Genomic DNA, 17,982 nt, shown 5'->3' with positions numbered 1-17,982 from the left:
CAGCTGCGTCAGAGGGAAAATTTATAGTCAGTATGCTCAATCTAACACAGGGTATTAGTGTACAGGTCAAGCATGTATTTCTAATTTCAACAAATTACTTGACAATCAGACGAACTTGGTCGTTATCTATACAAAAGTTTTATAAATTGGGCAAAGGGCAAGGGGCAAAGGGAAAGGGGCAAAGGGCAAGGGGCAAAGGGGAAAAGAAAGATCCCTGCTTTTACCTTTTCCCTTTCCCCTTTCCCCAAGGCGTTGCCACCTCCTACGGTTCTACCCAACGTCCATCTGCCTTAATCAGATTGATTAATTCTTCTACGCCCTTGTCTTCTGGGACTTTTTTAATTTCTTCTCTGCCACGATACAAAGAAATATAACCAGGTGTTTTACCGACATAACCATAGTCGGCATCTGCCATTTCTCCTGGGCCGTTGACAATGCAGCCCATAACTGCCACGTCCAGACCAGTTAAGTGTTTAGTAGCTTCCCGGACTTTGTGTAGCACTTCCTCTAAGTTGAACAAAGTTCGTCCACAAGAAGGACAGGCGACATATTCCACCATTGTTTTCCGCAATCCCAAGGCTTGGAGAATGCTGTAGCAAACGGGAATTTCTTTTTCTGGTGGTTCTGTCAGCGACACGCGAATTGTGTCGCCGATGCCATCAGCAAGTAATGTCGCAATTCCAGCGGTGGATTTGATTCGTCCATATTCGCCATCACCGGCTTCGGTAACACCCAAATGTAACGGATAATCCATACCTAGCTCATCCATGCGCTTGGCTATGAGGCGATAGGCCGCTACCATCACCGGCACTCGTGACGCTTTCATGGAAATTACCAAGTTACGAAAATCTAAAGATTCACAGATGCGAATAAATTCTATGGCTGATTCCACCATTCCTTCGGGTGTGTCGCCGTAGGTAAATAGCATTCTCTCAGCAAGAGAACCGTGATTTACCCCAATTCGCATCGATTTACCTTGATCGCGCAAAGAAACTACCAGAGGTTCTAGAGTTTCGCGGATTTTTTCGCCGATTTCGTCAAATTCAGCTTTAGTATATTCGGTTCTATTAAAGTTTGGCTTTTCAAAGACATACAACCCTGGATTAATCCGCACCTTCTCTATGTGCTTGGAAACTTCCAGAGCGATTTTCATGCCGTTGTGATGGACATCAGCCACAATTGGCACGTCTTGGTAAGTTTTAATTAATTTTTGTTTAATTTCTGCTAAAGCTTTAGCATGAGCCATACTTGGCACTGTGACGCGGACAATTTCGCAGCCAATTTCGTGCAACCGACGGATAGCAGCCACGGAACCATCAATATCAAGTGTGTCTTCGTTAATCATTGACTGCACCACAACGGGGTAGCCACCCCCAATGGTGACATCACCTACCTTTACGGGACGGGTTTGACGCCGCTTGATAGTTGTATCAAAGGTAGGTTGGGTTGATGTAGTCTTTGCAGTATCCTGTGTGGACAGAGTTTGCATAACCTGTAATGGCAAATTTGCTGTAGTTAAAATATCAGATTTGATAAATCTCTGTTTCCCAGATTGCCACAGTAGGGGTATTTTTGGGTAATTAATATAGAAAAAAAGAAAGCAATACAGCCAAAAAAATAAAGCGGTTTTGCTTGTTTGTAAAGATATGTTGCTAAAAATTACTTTAACGTGAGTAGCGATCGCTCTCTTGCTGAGTTATTTATACTACAAGTTTTATAGTAATTTTATGACCCAACCTGCAATTATTTAACTATAAATTGTGATTCTTTATACTACCATCAGGCATAATTGTATTGTAAAAAATAGCACCCTCAAGGTTTGTATCTTCCAAGTCTGCTTGTTCAAGATTGGCGTAACTGAGATTAGCTTGCTGTAAATTAGCGTTTTTTAAATAAGTATTCTTCAAGTTAGCATTGCTTAGATTAGCACCAATTAGATTAGCATTATTAAGATTGCGACCTCTCAAGTTGATACTGCTTAGGTCAAAGTTCTGTAGGTCAAAACCCATTAAACTATATTTATAGTTTGATAAATCGGCACCAGCACCAATGTAGGTTGCGTTAGTTAAATCAATTTCAGGTGGAAAAATTGTCTTTGAACTGTAAAGAGTATTAAACAGACTACTATCTGTAAGTTCAGCCCCATTAAGATTTGCATTAATCAGGTCAGCACAACCTAGATCAGTATTTCTCAGATCGCTACCAATAAGGTTCGCACTCCTGAGTCTGGCACGATACAATCTCGCACTATTCAAGTTAGCACCAGTCAAGTTAGCGCCAATGAGATTGGCATCTTCTAATTTGGCATAACTCAGGTTTGCATGACTCAAATCAGCACCACTCAAGTCTTGGTATTCCAGCCATGCTTTACTTAAGTTTGCACTCCTCAAATTGGCACCAGGAGCAATAAAGTATGCTTGAGAAAGTTGTTCAATATCAGCAGGTAAATCTGGATCTGTATATAGAGCATTTTTTAGGATAGTACCACTAAGATTTGCTCCAACTAAAAGAGTATCAATTAAGTTTGCATAACTTAAGTCAGCATTTGTGAGGTCAACACTACTTAAATCCATACGCCTCAGGTTGGCATACTGTAAATTGGCACTACTCAAAGTGACATTTTTTAATTCAAAATAATAAAAGGGACTGAGGTCAATACGGCTTAAATTAGCTCCACTCAAGTTGGAGTTTATCAGTTCACCATCCGCTAGCCTAGCTTGTCTTAGATCGGCATCACTCAGGTTGACATTGTTCCCACCATTTATCTCTGATGCTCCTTGTAAGTTGGCACGACTTAGATTAGTATTGTTCAGATCGGCACCATCTAATTCAGCACCATACAAATTAGCGTCACTTAGATTAGCATCACTCAGATTGGCATAAATTAGATTGGTATAACTTAGATCGACTTGATGCAAATTAGTGCTTTGAAGGTTAGCATCACTCAGGTTAGCATAACTTATGTTAGCTCTACATAGATTCGCACTGCTCAAGTCAATTCCACACAGATTAGCACGACTAAGGTCAACTTCTGAAAAATCTCTCTCACCTGCGGCATAGCGTCTGAGTAATTCATCTCGATTCATAAGAGCGATAACTTCGTTAAGCTTTGCTAACGCTAAATTTATTCAATAATACAAATATACTATAAAGTCAGGAAGATGAGGAGCGATCGCTCCTATGACTAGCTAAATTAGACTTATCATCAAATTCTTTGACGCCTATGCTAGAAAAAACATCTACATTCCAGAAAGCCATAGAGGCGGTAGAAGCATTAGATCCAGAAGCTCAAGCTATTCTTATGGATATTATCCAAAAGCGCCTCAGACAACAGCAGCGGGATGACTTATTAAAGGCGGTTGCAGAAGCTCGTGAAGCCTATGATAAAGGGGAAGTACGTAGTGGAACTGTTGCCGATTTAATGGCGGAGTTAGATGATTGATGTAACTGCTATGGAGTGCAAGATTTATTCGAGATTTTAAGCGTTTAGCCTGTCGAAATCCAGAATTACGCTCTATAGTTGAGCAAAGATGACAGCAACTTGCTGAAGATCCGTTTTACCCTAGCTTGCATACTCATAAACTTAAAGGGGATTTATTGGGTACATGGGCTTGTTCCATAGACTACAACAATCGGATTTTATTTGAGTTTCTTCCTCATCCCGATTCTGGGGAACTAGTAATTTATTTGTTGACCTTAGGTTCCCATGATGATGTGTACTAAGGTAACAATAGACTTGAGAAAACTTGGGTATTGAAATTATTGATGTTATTACAGAATAAATCAAACTGTAATTATGAATACCCAAACAATAACCGAACTACCAATTCCGCCGCACTTCAACCCCGATAAAGTTGGCGAAGTCTGGCGCGTACCTTACCAAGAGATTGCAGCCGCAGCCGAAACATGGTCAAAACAACACAAAATTCAACCTGCATCTTTAGACAAAACTCGCATTTGCCTACTATTAATTGATGTCCAAAACACCTTTTGTATTCCTGGATTTGAATTATTTGTAGGTGGAAGAAGCGGTACTGCGGCAGTGGATGATAATCGGCGATTGTCTGAATTTATCTATCGCAACTTAGGAATAATTACAAAAATTATCCCCACCTTAGATACTCACACTGCAACCCAAATTTTCCATCCTATCTTTTGGGTGAACCCCGCCGGAGAACATCCCATCCCAGCAGCTACTAGCATCACTCCTAGAGATATCGAACAAGGTATTTGGAAAGTCAACCCAGCAGTTGCTAATAGTGTTACTAATGGCAATTACGAATTATTAGAAAAACATGCTTACCATTACGTTAAGCAGCTCAGTCAAGACGGAAAATATCCTCTTACTGTGTGGCCTTATCATTCAATGTTGGGTGGCATCGGTCATGCTTTAGTTTCATCGGTTGAAGAAGCAATATTTTTTTATGGCATTGCTCGTCAAAATCAAACACAATTTGAAATCAAAGGCGAAAATCCTTTAACAGAAAACTATTCGATTTTACGCCCAGAAGTTTTGGAAGATTTTGAAAAACGTCCACTTGCTCAAAAAAATACGCGGTTAATTAAGCAACTTTTAGAATTTGATGTTGTAATTATTGGTGGTCAAGCTAAAAGCCATTGTGTCGCCTGGACAATTGACGATTTATTAACAGAAATTAAACAGGTAGATGCCACCCTTGCTCAAAAAATCTATTTGCTAGAAGATTGCACTTCTCCTGTGGTTGTTCCTGGTGTTGTGGACTACACAGAACAAGCAGATGCGATATTTACAAGATTTGCAGAAGCAGGAATGCACGTCGTAAAATCTACTGAAATTGGGGACTGGGGTGATGGGGAGGTGGGGTGATGGGGAGACAAGGGGGACAAGGGAGACAAATAAGAATAATTCTTAGCTGCTCACTCCTCACTTCTCACTTCTCACTCCTCACTCCCTCATTTCTTCAAAAAACCCTTGGGATCTTGCGCTACCCAACCCAGAGATGAGCTAGAACGGACTTCAAAATGGAGATGGGGCTGACTGGCGCTTGGCGTTCCACTGGTGCCTACAGTTCCGAGTAAGTCACCTTTGTTGACTTTTTGACCAACGCTGACATTGATACTATCAAGTTGGGCGTAACGGCTTTGGAGTCCGCCGCTGTGGTTAATGATGACCAACTTGCCATAAGTACCTTGGTCGTCGGCAAAGGCTACGGTTCCAGGTGCGATCGCTAGCACATCTGTACCAACTGGTGCTAACAAATCAACGCCGCTATGGAAGAAAACTTGACCTGTACCAGGATTAATTTGCCAGCCGTAAGCTAATGCTACATTTGCCACTTCTGCCAAGGGATATCCAGACAGAGATACGCGGTTTTGCGTACCTGTATCAGTAGGTATAGGGGACTTAGTAACAACCCCATCAGGCGACCAATTTACCCCCGGAACAAAGACGATTCTGGGGTCTTGTTGGCAACCATTCACCTCAAAAAGGCTATCAGCGCGAACCTTGTATTTTGCTGCCACTTGCCGCCAAGTTTGACCGCGGGGCACTTCGACTACAATCCCATTGTACGGAGGAATTTGCAGTACAGTACCAACACTAGCGGCCCCGTTATTTTGCAAAGCTGGATTCATTCCGATAATAGTTGTGGGAATGAGATTGTATCGCTGCGCTATACTCTCCAAAGTTTCGCCACGAACTACTTTATGGCGTTGGAAGCGAGATAAGGCTGGAGTTGGGCAACCACCTACAGCAGCATTGACGCTGTTCGAGTTTGGCAGTATGGATACTAGACCCAAGGCGCTAACTAAGCTACAAAGAAATAGTTGACGAAAAGGTAAAGTCATGTATACAAGTCATAAGCGCATTAACTTTAGATCTTAAATGGAGATTTTAGGGATTGGGGCATTGAGAGTGTGAGATGCTGCGGTGGTGGGGTGATAGGGTGAAATTCTCTCCCAATCTCCCCATCTCCCTATCTCCCCAGTCCCCAATCCCTAATTCCTTCTAAATAGATCTGTCCACTTGCCATTGGCTTGACTACACTTAGAAATTAGCAACTGCATTGCTGTCCTTAAGCAGAATGATTATGAAGTTATCCTTAAAGCAACTGGCCGTTTATCTGTTTTTACTCGCGATCGGCGGTGGTGCAGGTTTGTTTGGCAGTCATTATCTACTGCCCCAAAATTCCTCGTTCCAACAGTTAAAAAATGTAACAATAGCTTTGCCTCCAGAATCGGTAGTTCCTAATTCTCCGAACGGAGCGATCGTGGGTAATGGAGGCGATAATGTAAATTTTATTGCAACGGCAGTGCAAAAAGTTGGCCCGGCTGTGGTACGAATTAATGCCACCCGTAGAGTAGCCAATCCCATTTCTGATGCTTTGAAAAATCCCCTCTTGCGGCGATTCTTTGGAGAGGATGAGCAACCAATTCCCCAAGAACGCATTGAACGCGGTACGGGTTCGGGATTTATTTTGAGCGAAGATGGACAATTACTCACCAACGCTCATGTTGTAGCCGATACAGATACAGTACTAGTTACTCTCAAGGATGGTCGGACTTTAGAGGGTAAGGTAGTAGGCGTTGATTCGATGACTGATGTGGCGGTAGTGAAAATCAAAGCAAATCATCTACCGACGGTGAAGTTGGGAAATTCCAAAAATTTGATACCAGGACAGTGGGCGATCGCTATTGGCAACCCTCTGGGTTTAGATAACACTGTCACCATTGGCATCATCAGTGCTACAGACCGCACCAGCACTCAAGTTGGTGTCCCAGATAAGCGCGTTAGCTTTATTCAAACTGATGCAGCAATTAATCCTGGTAATTCTGGCGGCCCTTTGTTAAACGCCCAAGGCGAAGTGATTGGTGTTAACACTGCCATCCGTGCTGATGCCCAAGGACTCGGCTTTGCCATCCCGATTGAAACCGCCGCCCGCATTGCGAATGAGCTTTTTACCAAAGGGCGTGTAGAACATCCTTTCTTGGGTATTGAAATGGCAGACCTTTCTCCAACCAGAAAACAGCAGATTAATCAAGAAAATCAGCTGAATATTCAGCAGGATGTAGGGGTTGTCATTAAAGGAGTAACAGATGACTCTCCAGCCAAGCAGGGAGGACTTGTTGCCGGAGACGTGATTCAAAAAGTCAACGGTCAGCCAGTCAAAACCTCAGCGCAGGTACAGAAGCTGGTAGAGTCCAGTAAAGTTGGGGATATTTTAGCGATCGAAGTCAACCGTAGCGGTAAAATTCAAACCTTCAAAGTGCAATCGGGAACTTACCCCAAAAAATAGTTAGGAGTTAGAAGTTATGAGTGAGGAGTGAGAAGTTAGGAGTTAAAAATTTTCCAAAACTCCTAACTCATAATTCTCAACTCTCTACTCATTACTCATAACTTTTGTTCTAAATGCATCCTTTGTTCCATCTGACGCAGAAAATAACCCGTCATCATAGCAGATGCTAGAAGCCCAGCTAAGTTTTCCCGGTCTGTTGTAATTTGTACGTTGAAATTTTCTGCCGGGAGCATTCCCACTAGCCCTTGGACATTTTGCGAGATGATTTGTTTAATTTCAGGGCTGACAGACTGGGCGACCCTGGCTAAAACATCAGGAGACTGATGTTGTAAGTATTTGAGTAATTGATTGGGGTATTCTTCAGAACTATCTGAAAGAAGTTGATTAGGGTGTTCCTCAGAGTTGTCATTCAAAAAGTCAGGATTAAACACCATTGGCAGTTTTATTTAGCTTAATTGCTAACTCTACTCTAAACCATAGAACAAGGGTAGCGCATTCACCACGGGTATAAGTCATTAAGAGGAGGGGGTATTGGGCATTGGGCGTTGGGCATTGGAAGAGGCAGGAGGTGTGGGAGGTGTGGGAGGTGTGGGAGGTGTGGGAGGATGGTGAAGAAATCTTTCCCCCCTCTCTCCCCACACTCCCCACACTCCCCACACTCCCCCATCCCCCTCTCTCCCCACACTTCCTTGTCTCCCCTGCCCCATGCCCCATGCCCCATGCCCCATTCCCTATTCCCCACTTCCCACTCCGTTGAGTTCTAGTTCTAGTTGTTCTTCCTTTTGGCTGGTAGAAAGTATTTGCGGAAGTTCTTCGATTTGGAAATATTGATGAAATTTGGGGGTTACTTGCAGCGAGTAGGAGCGGGAATCGCTGTCTCGCCGCTTGCGGACGAAACCAAGTTCTACTAGTTCTGGAACGTGTTGATATACGCCTGAACCTCGTAAATTAATTAAGTCGCTCTGGAGTATGGGATTATTAAGAGCGATCGCCGCCAAAGTTCGCAATGCACCTACACCCAATTCTACTGGTATCATCGTTTGCACTAAATCGTGAAAATCAGACCTGAGTTGCAAACTGTATCCATCTGGGGTTTCTACTACCTCTAGGGCACTATCTCGGTGGGCATAATTGTCCATCAGTTCAATGATGCCTTCCTTAACAGTGGCGCGATCGCAAGCGGCATACTCGGCGATTTCGCCGAGCGACAAGGGTTTACCCTTTAAATAGAGAATCGCTTCTATCTTAGTCGCTGTGGCTGTAATCATTTAGTCAATAGTCATTAGTCATTGGTCATTAGTTATCGGTCATTGGCCATTAGTTGTTCGCAAAGGACGAATGACAAATCACAACTAACAATCAACAAGTCTCTGGGATCATATCCTAAAATGTCAAAAATATTTTGGCAATCTCAAAATTAGGGAGCAGGGGAGCAGGGGAGATGGGGAGATGGGGAGCAGGGGAGAGTTGTTGTACAAGTTCTTTCTCCTCTGCCCCTCTGCCCCTCTGCCCCCTACCTCTGCCAATGCCCAGTCCTTTAAAAACCCCTGCTTGTGAGGATAAATTCTGCGATCGCTAAATCTTGGGGGGTGGTAACTTTTAAATTTGTCTCTTCGCCTTCGACAATTCTGACTTGAATGCCACATTTTTCAAACAAAGCGGCATCGTCTGTTACTTCCCAACCTTGGCGCACGCCTTCGGCATGACACTGTTTCAACAATTTGACATCAAATCCTTGGGGAGTTTGTGCTGCCCACAGCTTTTGTCTGTCGGGGGTACTTTGAATTATCCCTTGTCCATCGACAACTTTGATGGTGTCTTTGACGGGCACCGCAGCAATTAAACCGCGACATTCGCCAATGGCTTGGGCACAAGAATTAAATAAATCTGGTGTAATCAGACATCTGGCTCCGTCGTGAATCAAAACTTGTTCTGCATCCGCTGGGAGCGCCTGTAAGCCGTTGTAAACGGACTCTTGGCGGGTGGAGCCACCGAGAATAAATTCCACTGGTTTGGTGAGCTTGAGATCCGCGAGAATTGCTTTCAAATCAGGCCAGTCAGTCGGTTGGGAAATAATTCCAATCCAAGTTATTTTACTGGCGGCTTGGGCGGCTAACAAAGTCCAAGCAATAATTGGTTGCGATCGCACGAGGAGTAGGAGTTTATTGCGGTTACTCCCCATTCTTTTTCCGATTCCGGCAGCGGGAATTAGTAAATACACAGAATTCCTCAATCTTTAAGCTATATATTTTCCCCTAAAATAAGGAGCGAGTAAGCGTCAATAAATATTATGCGAGTAGTAGCCCTTGTACCTGGCGGGATTGGCGACCAAATTCTCTTCTTTCCGACTCTAGATGACCTGAAGCGCTATTACCCAAACGCTCAGATAGATGTCGTTGTTGAACCCCAAGCAAAGGCCGCCTACCAGGTCAGCAAGTCAGTTCATGAGGTACTGGCTTTTGATTTCAAAGACCGTAATAGTTTGGCAGATTGGGGCAACCTGGTAGGCTCAATTCGCGATCGCGAGTACGATGTTGCCATTGCTGTTGGGCAAAGTTGGTCGATTGGTCTTTTACTTTGGTTGACGGGAATTCCCATACGCATTGGCTACAAAGGCAAGGGTTCGATTTTTCTAACCCAGGCTGTGCCGCTCAAACCATCCCAATATGGTGCTGCGGCATATCACGAGCTGCTGCAACCTTTGGGTATCAATACTCCTGTACCAGAGTTAGCAGTAAATGTGCCAAAACCAGATATTGAGTGGGCACAAAAAGAACAAAAACGCTTAGGGGTACATGAAACAGGTTATGTGTTGATTCATGGCAGTTCTGAGCAATTATCTCAAGCTAAAGAACAGGATAAAATCTATCCTGTGGAGAACTGGGAGCAAATTATCCAAGATTTTCAACACAAGCAGCCCGATCTGCCTGTGGTGGCGATCAAGGGGGCTGAAGATGACCAGTTTGTGCGATCGCTTCTGCGGTCTTCTCCAGATGTTAAGGTGACTGCCCCAAGCGATATTGGCAAGTTAACTGCCATGATTGCCGGCGCAAATTTGCTCTTGTCTACTGATAGTGCAGCACTACAACTCAGCGTTGCGGTACAAACTTATACCATTGCTCTCTTTGGCCCCACCGATCCAGCTAAGTTATTGCCCAAAAATGATAAATTCCTTGCCATTAAATCCCCAACGGGCAAAACGGCGGATATTTCACCAAAGACTGTTTTAGAGAAAGTTTGGGGTGGTTGAAGAAGAATACAGAATGGGCTACGCCCCGCTGCGCTAACAGAACTCAGAATTCAGAATGGATTGAGTCGAGAATTATAACTCATTAATTACGTATAAACACATAAGTTGTTTCTGTGTTAACTTCAGGTGCAGCCTTAAGAGATTACATATTTCTAGCGATCGCTAGGAATATGTAATCTTAGTAGGGTAAAACTTTTTGCCTAATCCCCTACTTCAAGCAGTCCTGAATTCATAATTCTGACTCCTGAATTCTGAATTCTTCAAAATATCTCAAAAAAACCATCATCTAATTCATAGCCAAGCATTTGTGCCATAGATTTCAGCCGGGATAAGCTGGGAATGCCTTGCTGTTTGAGCCAATCATCTAAGATAAAGATTTTGTGCATCAAAAATATCTCTAAGGCTTCGGGATTGTACTGTATGCCTTCTTGCGAACTGAACTGATGTGGTACTAGCATGGCGGCATAACGAGCAAATTCTCCAGATTTCCAATCTAGTAAAAATGGTAACCACGGGTATTTGGCATCTAGACGCACAAACCACAGCCGGATTTCTGGAATTTCTGAGAGTTCCCGCGGATCGCCAGGTTCGAGGTCGTAATTGATATCAAATCGTAGCTGCTGTTCGTGGGACGCAATCCCATCTTGCAGCAGTTGTTTGATCGCCACTGATGCAGGCGACAGATCTAAATTGTTAATCAATTCATTATTGAGTGCGATCGCAATTGGTTTTGACTCAGCAGCCACTTTTTTTATGCTCAACTCTAGGATCGAGAATACACAGTAGCAGTTTTGAGCCATTGATGCTACATTCCGCAAAAAAGTCCTCAGTCATAAAACTTGTAATGTCTAGCGATCGCCACTCACTCCATAATGTTGCTCAATTGAAATATTACTTTCACACCTGCTATAATTACACACCTTTAACTCAAAAATTATTACATCATTAATATGGCATCCCACCAGAATAAGTGTATTTTGTCAAGGCAATGCCTATTCTCAGGTGGACATCGATCGCATTTTTAAGCTAAAGTTGTAATGAGTTTGTTTTAGATTAAGGTCTGGCAAAGTAGGCATCAAAAGCAAAAAAATCATTATTGCAACCTGTAACTTCCGCAGCATCAAAAGCCAAAACACAAGTACAGGTATAAAAATTGTGTGCAATAACCTTGCATATATTGAATAACCATAAACATTGAGATGGGAAAACTCCCTAACAGTTAATAAGCTGTATGCAAAAACAAACAATTTCCACAAGACCAATTCGTTCCCTAGAAGATGCGCTAGAGCGTTGTCAAATACTGGGTATGCGTGTCAGTCGCCAGCGTCGCTTTATTCTGGAACTACTTTGGCAAGCAAACGAACATCTTTCTGCTAGAGAGATTTACGATCGCTTAAACCAACAAGGCAAAGAAATCGGTCATACTTCGGTGTATCAAAATTTAGAAGCATTATCAAGTCAAGGAATCATCGAGTGTATCGAACGCTGCGACGGGCGTTTGTACGGCAATATTAGTGATTCTCACAGCCATGTCAATTGTATAGATACAAATCAAATTCTCGACGTTCACGTACAACTCCCAGAAGATTTTCTCCGCCAAATCGAAGAACAAACAGGAGTGCGAATTACTGACTATAGTATTAACTTTTATGGTTACCGTAATTCAGAAGAAAGTTAATTTGGGCATGGGGCATGGGGAGGCAGGGAGCAGAGGGGCAGGGAGCAGGGGGCAGGGGAGACAAGGAAGTGTGGGGAGTGTGGGGAGAGAGGGGGGAAAGATTTCTTCCCCATCCTCCCACACCTCCCACACCTCCTGCTTGCCCAATGCCCAATGCCCTATTCGCCAATAGAATTATTACCAAAAACAGTTTCATCAACTGCGTTATCATCATATAAATCTACTGGTACAATTGTGCCTTCGCAGCTTTCAATTAGTCCGATTGTTGCGGGATGGTTCCAATTAACATCTGTGTTGGAGGTAATTTTTTTAGCGTTCGATAAGGGTTGGTGCGATGGGCTACGCCCCGCCGTAGGCGATCGCGATTTTTTTAGTTTTGGAAATGATTCTTTAGCAAACAAAGCACCATTATCGGCGGCTAATTTTTTGTCGCTCTCACTAAGAATAGCGTCAAATAAGCAAGCATTAATGAGATTAGCAAAATTCAGATTTACCCCCATTAAGTTTGCCTGTTGAAGATTTGCACCTGTGAGGTTTGCCTGTTGGAGATTTGCGCCTGCGAGATTCGCCTGTTGAAGATTTGCGCCTGTGAGATTCGCCTGTTGAAAATTTGCGCCTGCGAGATTCGCTCCGATTAATTCCGCATTAGATAAGTTTGTTTGCTCAAGATTTATTTGAGTTAACGTTACTTGCAATAAAGAGGCTTTTGATAGGTTTAGTCCAGCCAAAGACTTAATTCGGCTTGTGAAAGCACTTTTGTGTAAAACAGTTGTCCTAGCAATCAGCAAACTTAACGCCTCTGGATTAAATTCTGTTAAATTTACTGGATTGCCACAAGGCCAAAAAGAAATTTTTGTTTGCTGGTAGCAAGCACAAAGCAATAAAAAAACATTCAATCCTACCGCAGCATTTACCTGTTCGACATTGACAGGGTTTTGTAATGCGTGAAAATTAGTCAAAGCTTTGTGTGCTATTCCCTCATCTAACCAACGTCCTTGACAGTAACCACGCCAGAAAGACAAAAGGCGTTGAAACAAAACTTCAAAAGAAAACCGATCTTTTTGCTCTTTACGTAATCCTTCGATCGCCAGTTCTTCAATTTCCTCATTTAGTATCCCATAACCCAGTAAATTATAAATATGTTGGGCTACGCTACCGGGAGAATCAACCACAAAACTAAGCGTCCCATAATCTCCATCTCGGTACTGAGTCAACAATTTCAACTTACCAGCAACAGCTTCCGCGCAAAGATATTCTCCTAACTTAATATGCGAAAACTCAACTCCTCTCTGCGCCTCTGCGCCTCTGCGTGAGCTTTCCCAATCCCTTATTTCAAAATAAAATCCTGCTAAATCCTTCGATTCCGCATTGATTTGATAACGCTGTGATTGTAAAATCTTCAAAGCGCTCGCTTGCATCTGTTCGAGTAAATCTTCCGCATGGCGATGGCCGAGTAAATTAGCGATCGCTTCTGGAGTCCGGTGAATATGAGCAAATCCCGATCGCAAAAGCATAGTTTTCATCCCACCTGTTAACGGATAACCTAACAACCAGCGACTCAAGCGATAATGAATTTCCCATAATAAAGGAGCCTTGCTAGTTAATTGCAATAACTCATCATCTAGCAGCCCTTCACGGTGCAAAATGCCCAATAAATGCAGCATTAAAGGTTGACGCACAAAAACAGACAATTCTGGAAACTTTGATTTTCCAAACAACCCCGCCTGTTTTAAAAAAGTAAAGAAATTTTGAGCGATCGGCAACGATTGTACTTTTGTCCACTGCTGAAACCATTGTTTGAGTTCTTCCACATCAAACGGCTGGATAGTAATTCGCTTGCATAAAAGCAATACTTCTGGATCGATTTCCTGCAATGCCTTTGACCGACTAGTTAACACAATTTTGTGGCTATGCTGCGACTGAAAATTTAGCAATTGCTGGATAAAAATTGCTTTTGCTCTTATACCTGAAACAGAAGGCGGTAGTTCGTCGAGACCATCTAGCAACAACAAACAGCGAGGATTTTCTTGTTCTAACCAAGTTGAAAGATTAATATTAAAAGTCGAATTGAGAGTTTCAGTAAAAGTTTTGCCGTATTTTATATCTCGCAATCTAATTAGTATCGGCATCCAATCAGGGTAAAGTTTTTCTGCTACTTCTGCCGCCCAAAGTTGGCAAAAACTAGTTTTTCCATAACCCGCTTCTGACTCAATAACAGCGATGGTTTCTAAATCGGTTAGCTGTTGTTGTGCCCATGCTTTCAAATCAACTGGCCCCAGAGTTTTTTTATCCTGTTCGGAAATATTTTCTTCTACTATTAAGCCTTTTTGTGCTGCATAAATATCCTTAAAACCAAAAGATTCTGCTAGCAATGGTACACTCAGATTTTTAATTAAACTTGCTCGGTAACTTTCTCGGTGCAAGTCAATTTTATCGCTTACCGTAGAATTACCTGATGAAATTCCCAGCCGGACAAATTTTTGCAGTTGGGCTAAAGGGGCAGCATTTTCGGTAACTACTACCAACAAATGACCAGGAAGTGAGTTTAGCAAACGCTGTGTTATGAGTTTAGCTTCAGCTTCCTCTGCACCATTGGTAACCAACCAAGCTATAGCAGCATTATTTATTTGTTGTATTAGTAATGAGTCAGCAAGTAAAGACAGTGCTTGTTCGGCTTGAGTATCAGTCAATTTACCAGGACTGAGAGTTTTCAGTAGTCCTTGCAGTTGGGGATCTTGGAGGATGTTTGGTTGAGTAAGTATTCTTCCTCGGTCTAACCAGGGTTTGTGCAAGCTTGATTCCTGCTTTAAAATTGCTTGCAAAGCTTCGAGATAGGCAATTTGAAAGGCTAGCCATGTGCCTTCGTTACGTTTTAAAGGTTTTTTTTGGCTGAGGCTACGCAACAAGCTTGCTGTCAACTCAGAAATAACCCTGATTTCTTGGTAAACAATAGTTAAGGGTAGTTCTAAAATCTCTACCAAAGTACAGATATCAAAAGGTATCAGACTTTTGACTTCCATATCCCCAACAATACGGTAGGCAATACCCGCCAATTGCCCCGCAGAAAATCCGCTGATTCCATCGATTGCGATATTATGTTCTGCCAACCAGTGCCTAATACTCAGGTTCATTTAATTACAAGCTGAAGGCTGCTATGGCAATTATGATCGATTTATTCAGTTTGCGAAAACAAGTCACAATGGGTAAGGCAAAGTTTTGTATCAAAACTGTTTTTTAATTAGTAAAAAACAGTACTTGTATATTTGAGCAGACTATGAGCGATCGCCCTTTAAAGTTACTGCTAATCGACCAAGACCCGATTTTTCGTCTGGGATTACGGGTAGCTCTAGAAGCAATTTCTGACTTGGAAATTACGGCAGTTGTAGAAAGTTATACGGCTGCTTTGCAGATTTTAGTAGAAATTGCCGAACAAGACCCTAACCAAGTGAATTTGGTAGTTTTGGAATTAGGTAATGGCCGTAGCAGCAGTCAGCAGCTAGGATTGCAATTCTGTCGGCAACTGAGAGCCTTGTACCCCAACTTACCAATTTTCCTACTCAGTTCTATTCAAGAACAAGGATTACTATTAGCTGCCAAATCAATTGGTGTAAATGGCTACTCTTCCAAAGGCACGCCTGTTTCTGAGCTAGTCATCGCCATGCAACAAGTTGCAGGCGGTGGTTCTTACTGGTTTGACCAAACCCAGACAACAGACGCGATAAATCGCGTCTCTACGCATTCGCCACTCCCTCTGTTCAAACTGCGAAATAATTTACGTTTGTCAGGAATTGCTTACATTAACGCTACCTTAGCGGCAGTAACAGCACAATTACAAGTACCTGGAATACCAGTATTAGATCGCGCAATTCTGGCTGGACAGCGAAGAGAACTGCTAGCAGCTCGTTGGTTGCTCAGTCAATTGCTGGTTGCGCCACAAGAAAGGCAAGAAGACAATATTTTGGTTGCTGACGAGCCGCCTGTAAGTGCTTCATTGAGTAGTGCTATTCAACAAACTCAAATGCCGCCACCTCTGTTAACCACAGCAGCGTTACAATCTGCTTTGTTTGCATCTTGCGTTACTAAACTTCAATTTTCTTTAGAAAATGTTACAGATATCTCTTTAGAAATTGACATTTTGCGCGAACAAAAAAAGCGAGAATTACTTTATTTGATTTTGCAAAAACTGGCTAAACAATTAGACGAATTGCGGGCTTCTGAAATTGAGATCGGTCAATTATCTGGAGTAAAAAACACCTTAATTACTGATTTATGGCAAGCAGCAGTAACAGATTTTTTCGGTAAATTTTCTTTGATTAAATTAGGTAAACAAAATATAGAAATTGTAAATGTTTTGCTGCAAAATACTCAAATTGTGCAGACAGAAATTCTCAATAAAATTCCTTTAATTTTTGAATTGTATAGTTATCTGCTATTTCAAACAGAAATGTATATTGATAATGCTTCCTATGCAGCGGTCAGCATCGAAGCAAAAAACCAAGCAGCAATGATTTTGGAGAACTTTTTGATTCAGGTAGCAAATGGAGTCGTGCAACCACTACTGAATTCTTTAGCAGATGTAGAAATTATTAAGCAAAATTTTTATAGTACCCGATTGATTTCCACAAGGGAGATTGAAAGATTTAGAAACGAATTGTCATGGAAATATCGTTATAATAATTATATTAATGAAGCTAAAGCAATTTTTGAAAGTCGCTACGAAATCTTTGTAATTGCCCCTCGCGGTATTGCTAAAACTTCAATTTATGCGCCTCGAAATCAGGAATTAGCAAAACTTTCTAATATTCCTTTATTCGTCACACTGATTTTAGAATTTAGTGATGCGATCGCACCCCGTTTAAAATCACTCGTAGCATTTTTAGGTAGCGGTATTGTTTTCATTTTGACCCAAATTATAGGCCGTGGTTTAGGTTTAATCGGACGTGGTATTCTCCAAGGTATTGGTAGCGTTTCGTTAATAGAAAAGAACTTGAAACGAAAATAGCGATCGCTTAAGTAAAAAGTATGACAGTTGACCAATGACCAATGACAAACAACGATATTATCGGGTTAGTAATTTCTTACGCATACGCAACTAGTTTACTCGTTATTGGCGAGGGACTACGTAAGGTGTTTGGCGTCAAACCGGATTTGACTCGCAAAGTAATTCATGTTGGCGCGGGAATGTGGGTTTTCGGCGTATTGCTGCTGTTTAAGCGCTGGGAAATCGGAATCATACCTTTTGCTACGTTTATCGCCCTCAATTACCTGTTTTACCGCTACCGGGTTATTGGCGCAATGGATACCGAAGATAGTTCGCCTGGTACAGTTTATTTCGCTATTTCCGTGACATTACTGTTTGGCTTACTGTGGCGACCAAGTGGTCCTGTAGATAACGTTCCAATTGCTGTAGCTGGTGTCATGGCTATGACTTGGGGTGATGCGCTAGCAGCATTAATTGGTAGGCGCTTCGGGGAGCATAAATATCAAGTAGGTAATTCTGTGCGTTCTTGGGAAGGTTCAGCAGCGATGTTTGTAGCGAGTACAGTAGCGATTTTCTTAGTGCTGTTGCTGCTTCCTGGTTCGTTTCTTAGTCCCCTAGCAATCCCTTTTACTTTAGGATGGGCTTTATTGACAGCGATCGCAACTGCTACTTTTGCGACTTTAGCTGAAGCAGTCTCACCCCACGGCACAGATAACCTCAGCGTACCATTGGTAGCGGCAGCAGTAGTTTGGGTAGTAATGCAAGTTTTAATAATTCGTAATTAATTACAAATTTTGGC

At 42.4% G+C, this 17,982-nt stretch carries 16 protein-coding genes; 7 read left to right on the top strand and 9 right to left on the bottom strand.

Going from position 1 to position 17,982, the window contains the following annotated elements; all coding sequences use genetic code 11:
- Positions 1-262 precede the first annotated feature (262 nt).
- Positions 263-1,489, bottom strand: coding sequence for a (E)-4-hydroxy-3-methylbut-2-enyl-diphosphate synthase (gene ispG / locus NSTC745_RS10280; RefSeq protein ID WP_445637067.1), 1,227 nt, complete (start codon positions 1,487-1,489; stop codon positions 263-265).
- 262 nt (positions 1,490-1,751) lie between these two features.
- The gene (locus NSTC745_RS10275) at positions 1,752-3,086 is read right to left on the bottom strand and encodes a pentapeptide repeat-containing protein (RefSeq protein ID WP_445637066.1); all 1,335 of its coding nucleotides are present in this window, start codon (positions 3,084-3,086) and stop codon (positions 1,752-1,754) included.
- Between the two features lie 137 nt (positions 3,087-3,223).
- Between NSTC745_RS10275 and NSTC745_RS10270 the strand changes: the two genes are divergently transcribed.
- Positions 3,224-3,442 (top strand): hypothetical protein, encoded by a 219-nt coding sequence (locus NSTC745_RS10270; RefSeq protein WP_445637065.1) that lies wholly within the window; start codon positions 3,224-3,226, stop codon positions 3,440-3,442.
- Positions 3,443-3,796: 354 nt separating this feature from the next.
- On the top strand, positions 3,797-4,846 hold the full coding sequence (locus NSTC745_RS10265) for an isochorismatase (protein ID WP_445637064.1): 1,050 nt from the start codon (positions 3,797-3,799) through the stop codon (positions 4,844-4,846).
- Positions 4,847-4,932: 86 nt separating this feature from the next.
- On the opposite strand, the gene NSTC745_RS10260 is transcribed toward NSTC745_RS10265, so the two are convergent.
- Positions 4,933-5,826: a LysM peptidoglycan-binding domain-containing M23 family metallopeptidase gene (locus tag NSTC745_RS10260; RefSeq protein WP_445637063.1), complete on the bottom strand. Its 894-nt coding sequence runs from the start codon at positions 5,824-5,826 to the stop codon at positions 4,933-4,935.
- 242 nt (positions 5,827-6,068) lie between these two features.
- Between NSTC745_RS10260 and NSTC745_RS10255 the strand changes: the two genes are divergently transcribed.
- A complete protein-coding gene (locus tag NSTC745_RS10255; RefSeq protein WP_445637062.1) occupies positions 6,069-7,274 on the top strand; it encodes an HhoA/HhoB/HtrA family serine endopeptidase in 1,206 nt (401 codons plus the stop codon).
- Positions 7,275-7,369: 95 nt separating this feature from the next.
- Here the strand turns inward: NSTC745_RS10255 and NSTC745_RS10250 are convergent, their stop codons facing one another.
- From NSTC745_RS10250 to ispD, 4 genes are all read right to left on the bottom strand, one after another.
- The gene (locus NSTC745_RS10250; RefSeq protein ID WP_096535455.1) at positions 7,370-7,708 is read right to left on the bottom strand and encodes a DUF760 domain-containing protein; all 339 of its coding nucleotides are present in this window, start codon (positions 7,706-7,708) and stop codon (positions 7,370-7,372) included.
- Positions 7,709-7,789: 81 nt separating this feature from the next.
- Positions 7,790-8,002 (bottom strand): hypothetical protein, encoded by a 213-nt coding sequence (locus NSTC745_RS10245; RefSeq protein WP_445637061.1) that lies wholly within the window; start codon positions 8,000-8,002, stop codon positions 7,790-7,792.
- A 3-nt stretch (positions 8,003-8,005) separates the two neighbouring features.
- Positions 8,006-8,542: an SMC-Scp complex subunit ScpB gene (scpB, locus tag NSTC745_RS10240; protein ID WP_445637060.1), complete on the bottom strand. Its 537-nt coding sequence runs from the start codon at positions 8,540-8,542 to the stop codon at positions 8,006-8,008.
- A gap of 269 nt (positions 8,543-8,811) precedes the next feature.
- Positions 8,812-9,495 carry a 2-C-methyl-D-erythritol 4-phosphate cytidylyltransferase gene (gene ispD / locus NSTC745_RS10235; protein ID WP_445637059.1) on the bottom strand — a complete coding sequence of 228 codons (684 nt, stop codon included), beginning with the start codon at positions 9,493-9,495 and terminating at the stop codon, positions 8,812-8,814.
- Between the two features lie 69 nt (positions 9,496-9,564).
- Between ispD and NSTC745_RS10230 the strand changes: the two genes are divergently transcribed.
- Entirely contained in the window at positions 9,565-10,524 is a 960-nt protein-coding gene (locus NSTC745_RS10230; protein WP_445637058.1) for a glycosyltransferase family 9 protein, read from the top strand.
- Positions 10,525-10,784: 260 nt separating this feature from the next.
- Here the strand turns inward: NSTC745_RS10230 and NSTC745_RS10225 are convergent, their stop codons facing one another.
- Positions 10,785-11,270, bottom strand: coding sequence for a CRR6 family NdhI maturation factor (locus tag NSTC745_RS10225; RefSeq protein WP_445637057.1), 486 nt, complete (start codon positions 11,268-11,270; stop codon positions 10,785-10,787).
- Positions 11,271-11,755: 485 nt separating this feature from the next.
- On the opposite strand from NSTC745_RS10225, the gene NSTC745_RS10220 reads away from it, so the two are divergent.
- Entirely contained in the window at positions 11,756-12,202 is a 447-nt protein-coding gene (locus NSTC745_RS10220; protein WP_445637056.1) for a Fur family transcriptional regulator, read from the top strand.
- Between the two features lie 158 nt (positions 12,203-12,360).
- Here the strand turns inward: NSTC745_RS10220 and NSTC745_RS10215 are convergent, their stop codons facing one another.
- The gene (locus NSTC745_RS10215; RefSeq protein ID WP_445637055.1) at positions 12,361-15,333 is read right to left on the bottom strand and encodes a pentapeptide repeat-containing protein; all 2,973 of its coding nucleotides are present in this window, start codon (positions 15,331-15,333) and stop codon (positions 12,361-12,363) included.
- 143 nt (positions 15,334-15,476) lie between these two features.
- On the opposite strand from NSTC745_RS10215, the gene NSTC745_RS10210 reads away from it, so the two are divergent.
- Together NSTC745_RS10210 and NSTC745_RS10205 are read left to right on the top strand one after the other, a co-directional pair.
- Entirely contained in the window at positions 15,477-17,204 is a 1,728-nt protein-coding gene (locus NSTC745_RS10210; RefSeq protein WP_445637054.1) for a DUF3685 domain-containing protein, read from the top strand.
- Positions 17,205-17,245: 41 nt separating this feature from the next.
- Complete coding sequence (locus NSTC745_RS10205; RefSeq protein ID WP_445637053.1) at positions 17,246-17,968, top strand: diacylglycerol/polyprenol kinase family protein; 723 nt, start codon at positions 17,246-17,248, stop codon at positions 17,966-17,968.
- The last annotated feature ends 14 nt before the right edge of the window (positions 17,969-17,982 follow it).

It is taken from the genome of Nostoc sp. DSM 114161 (assembly GCF_052692665.1).
Note: the sequence above shows the minus strand (reverse complement) of the source record. Positions and strands in the feature narration are given on the sequence as shown.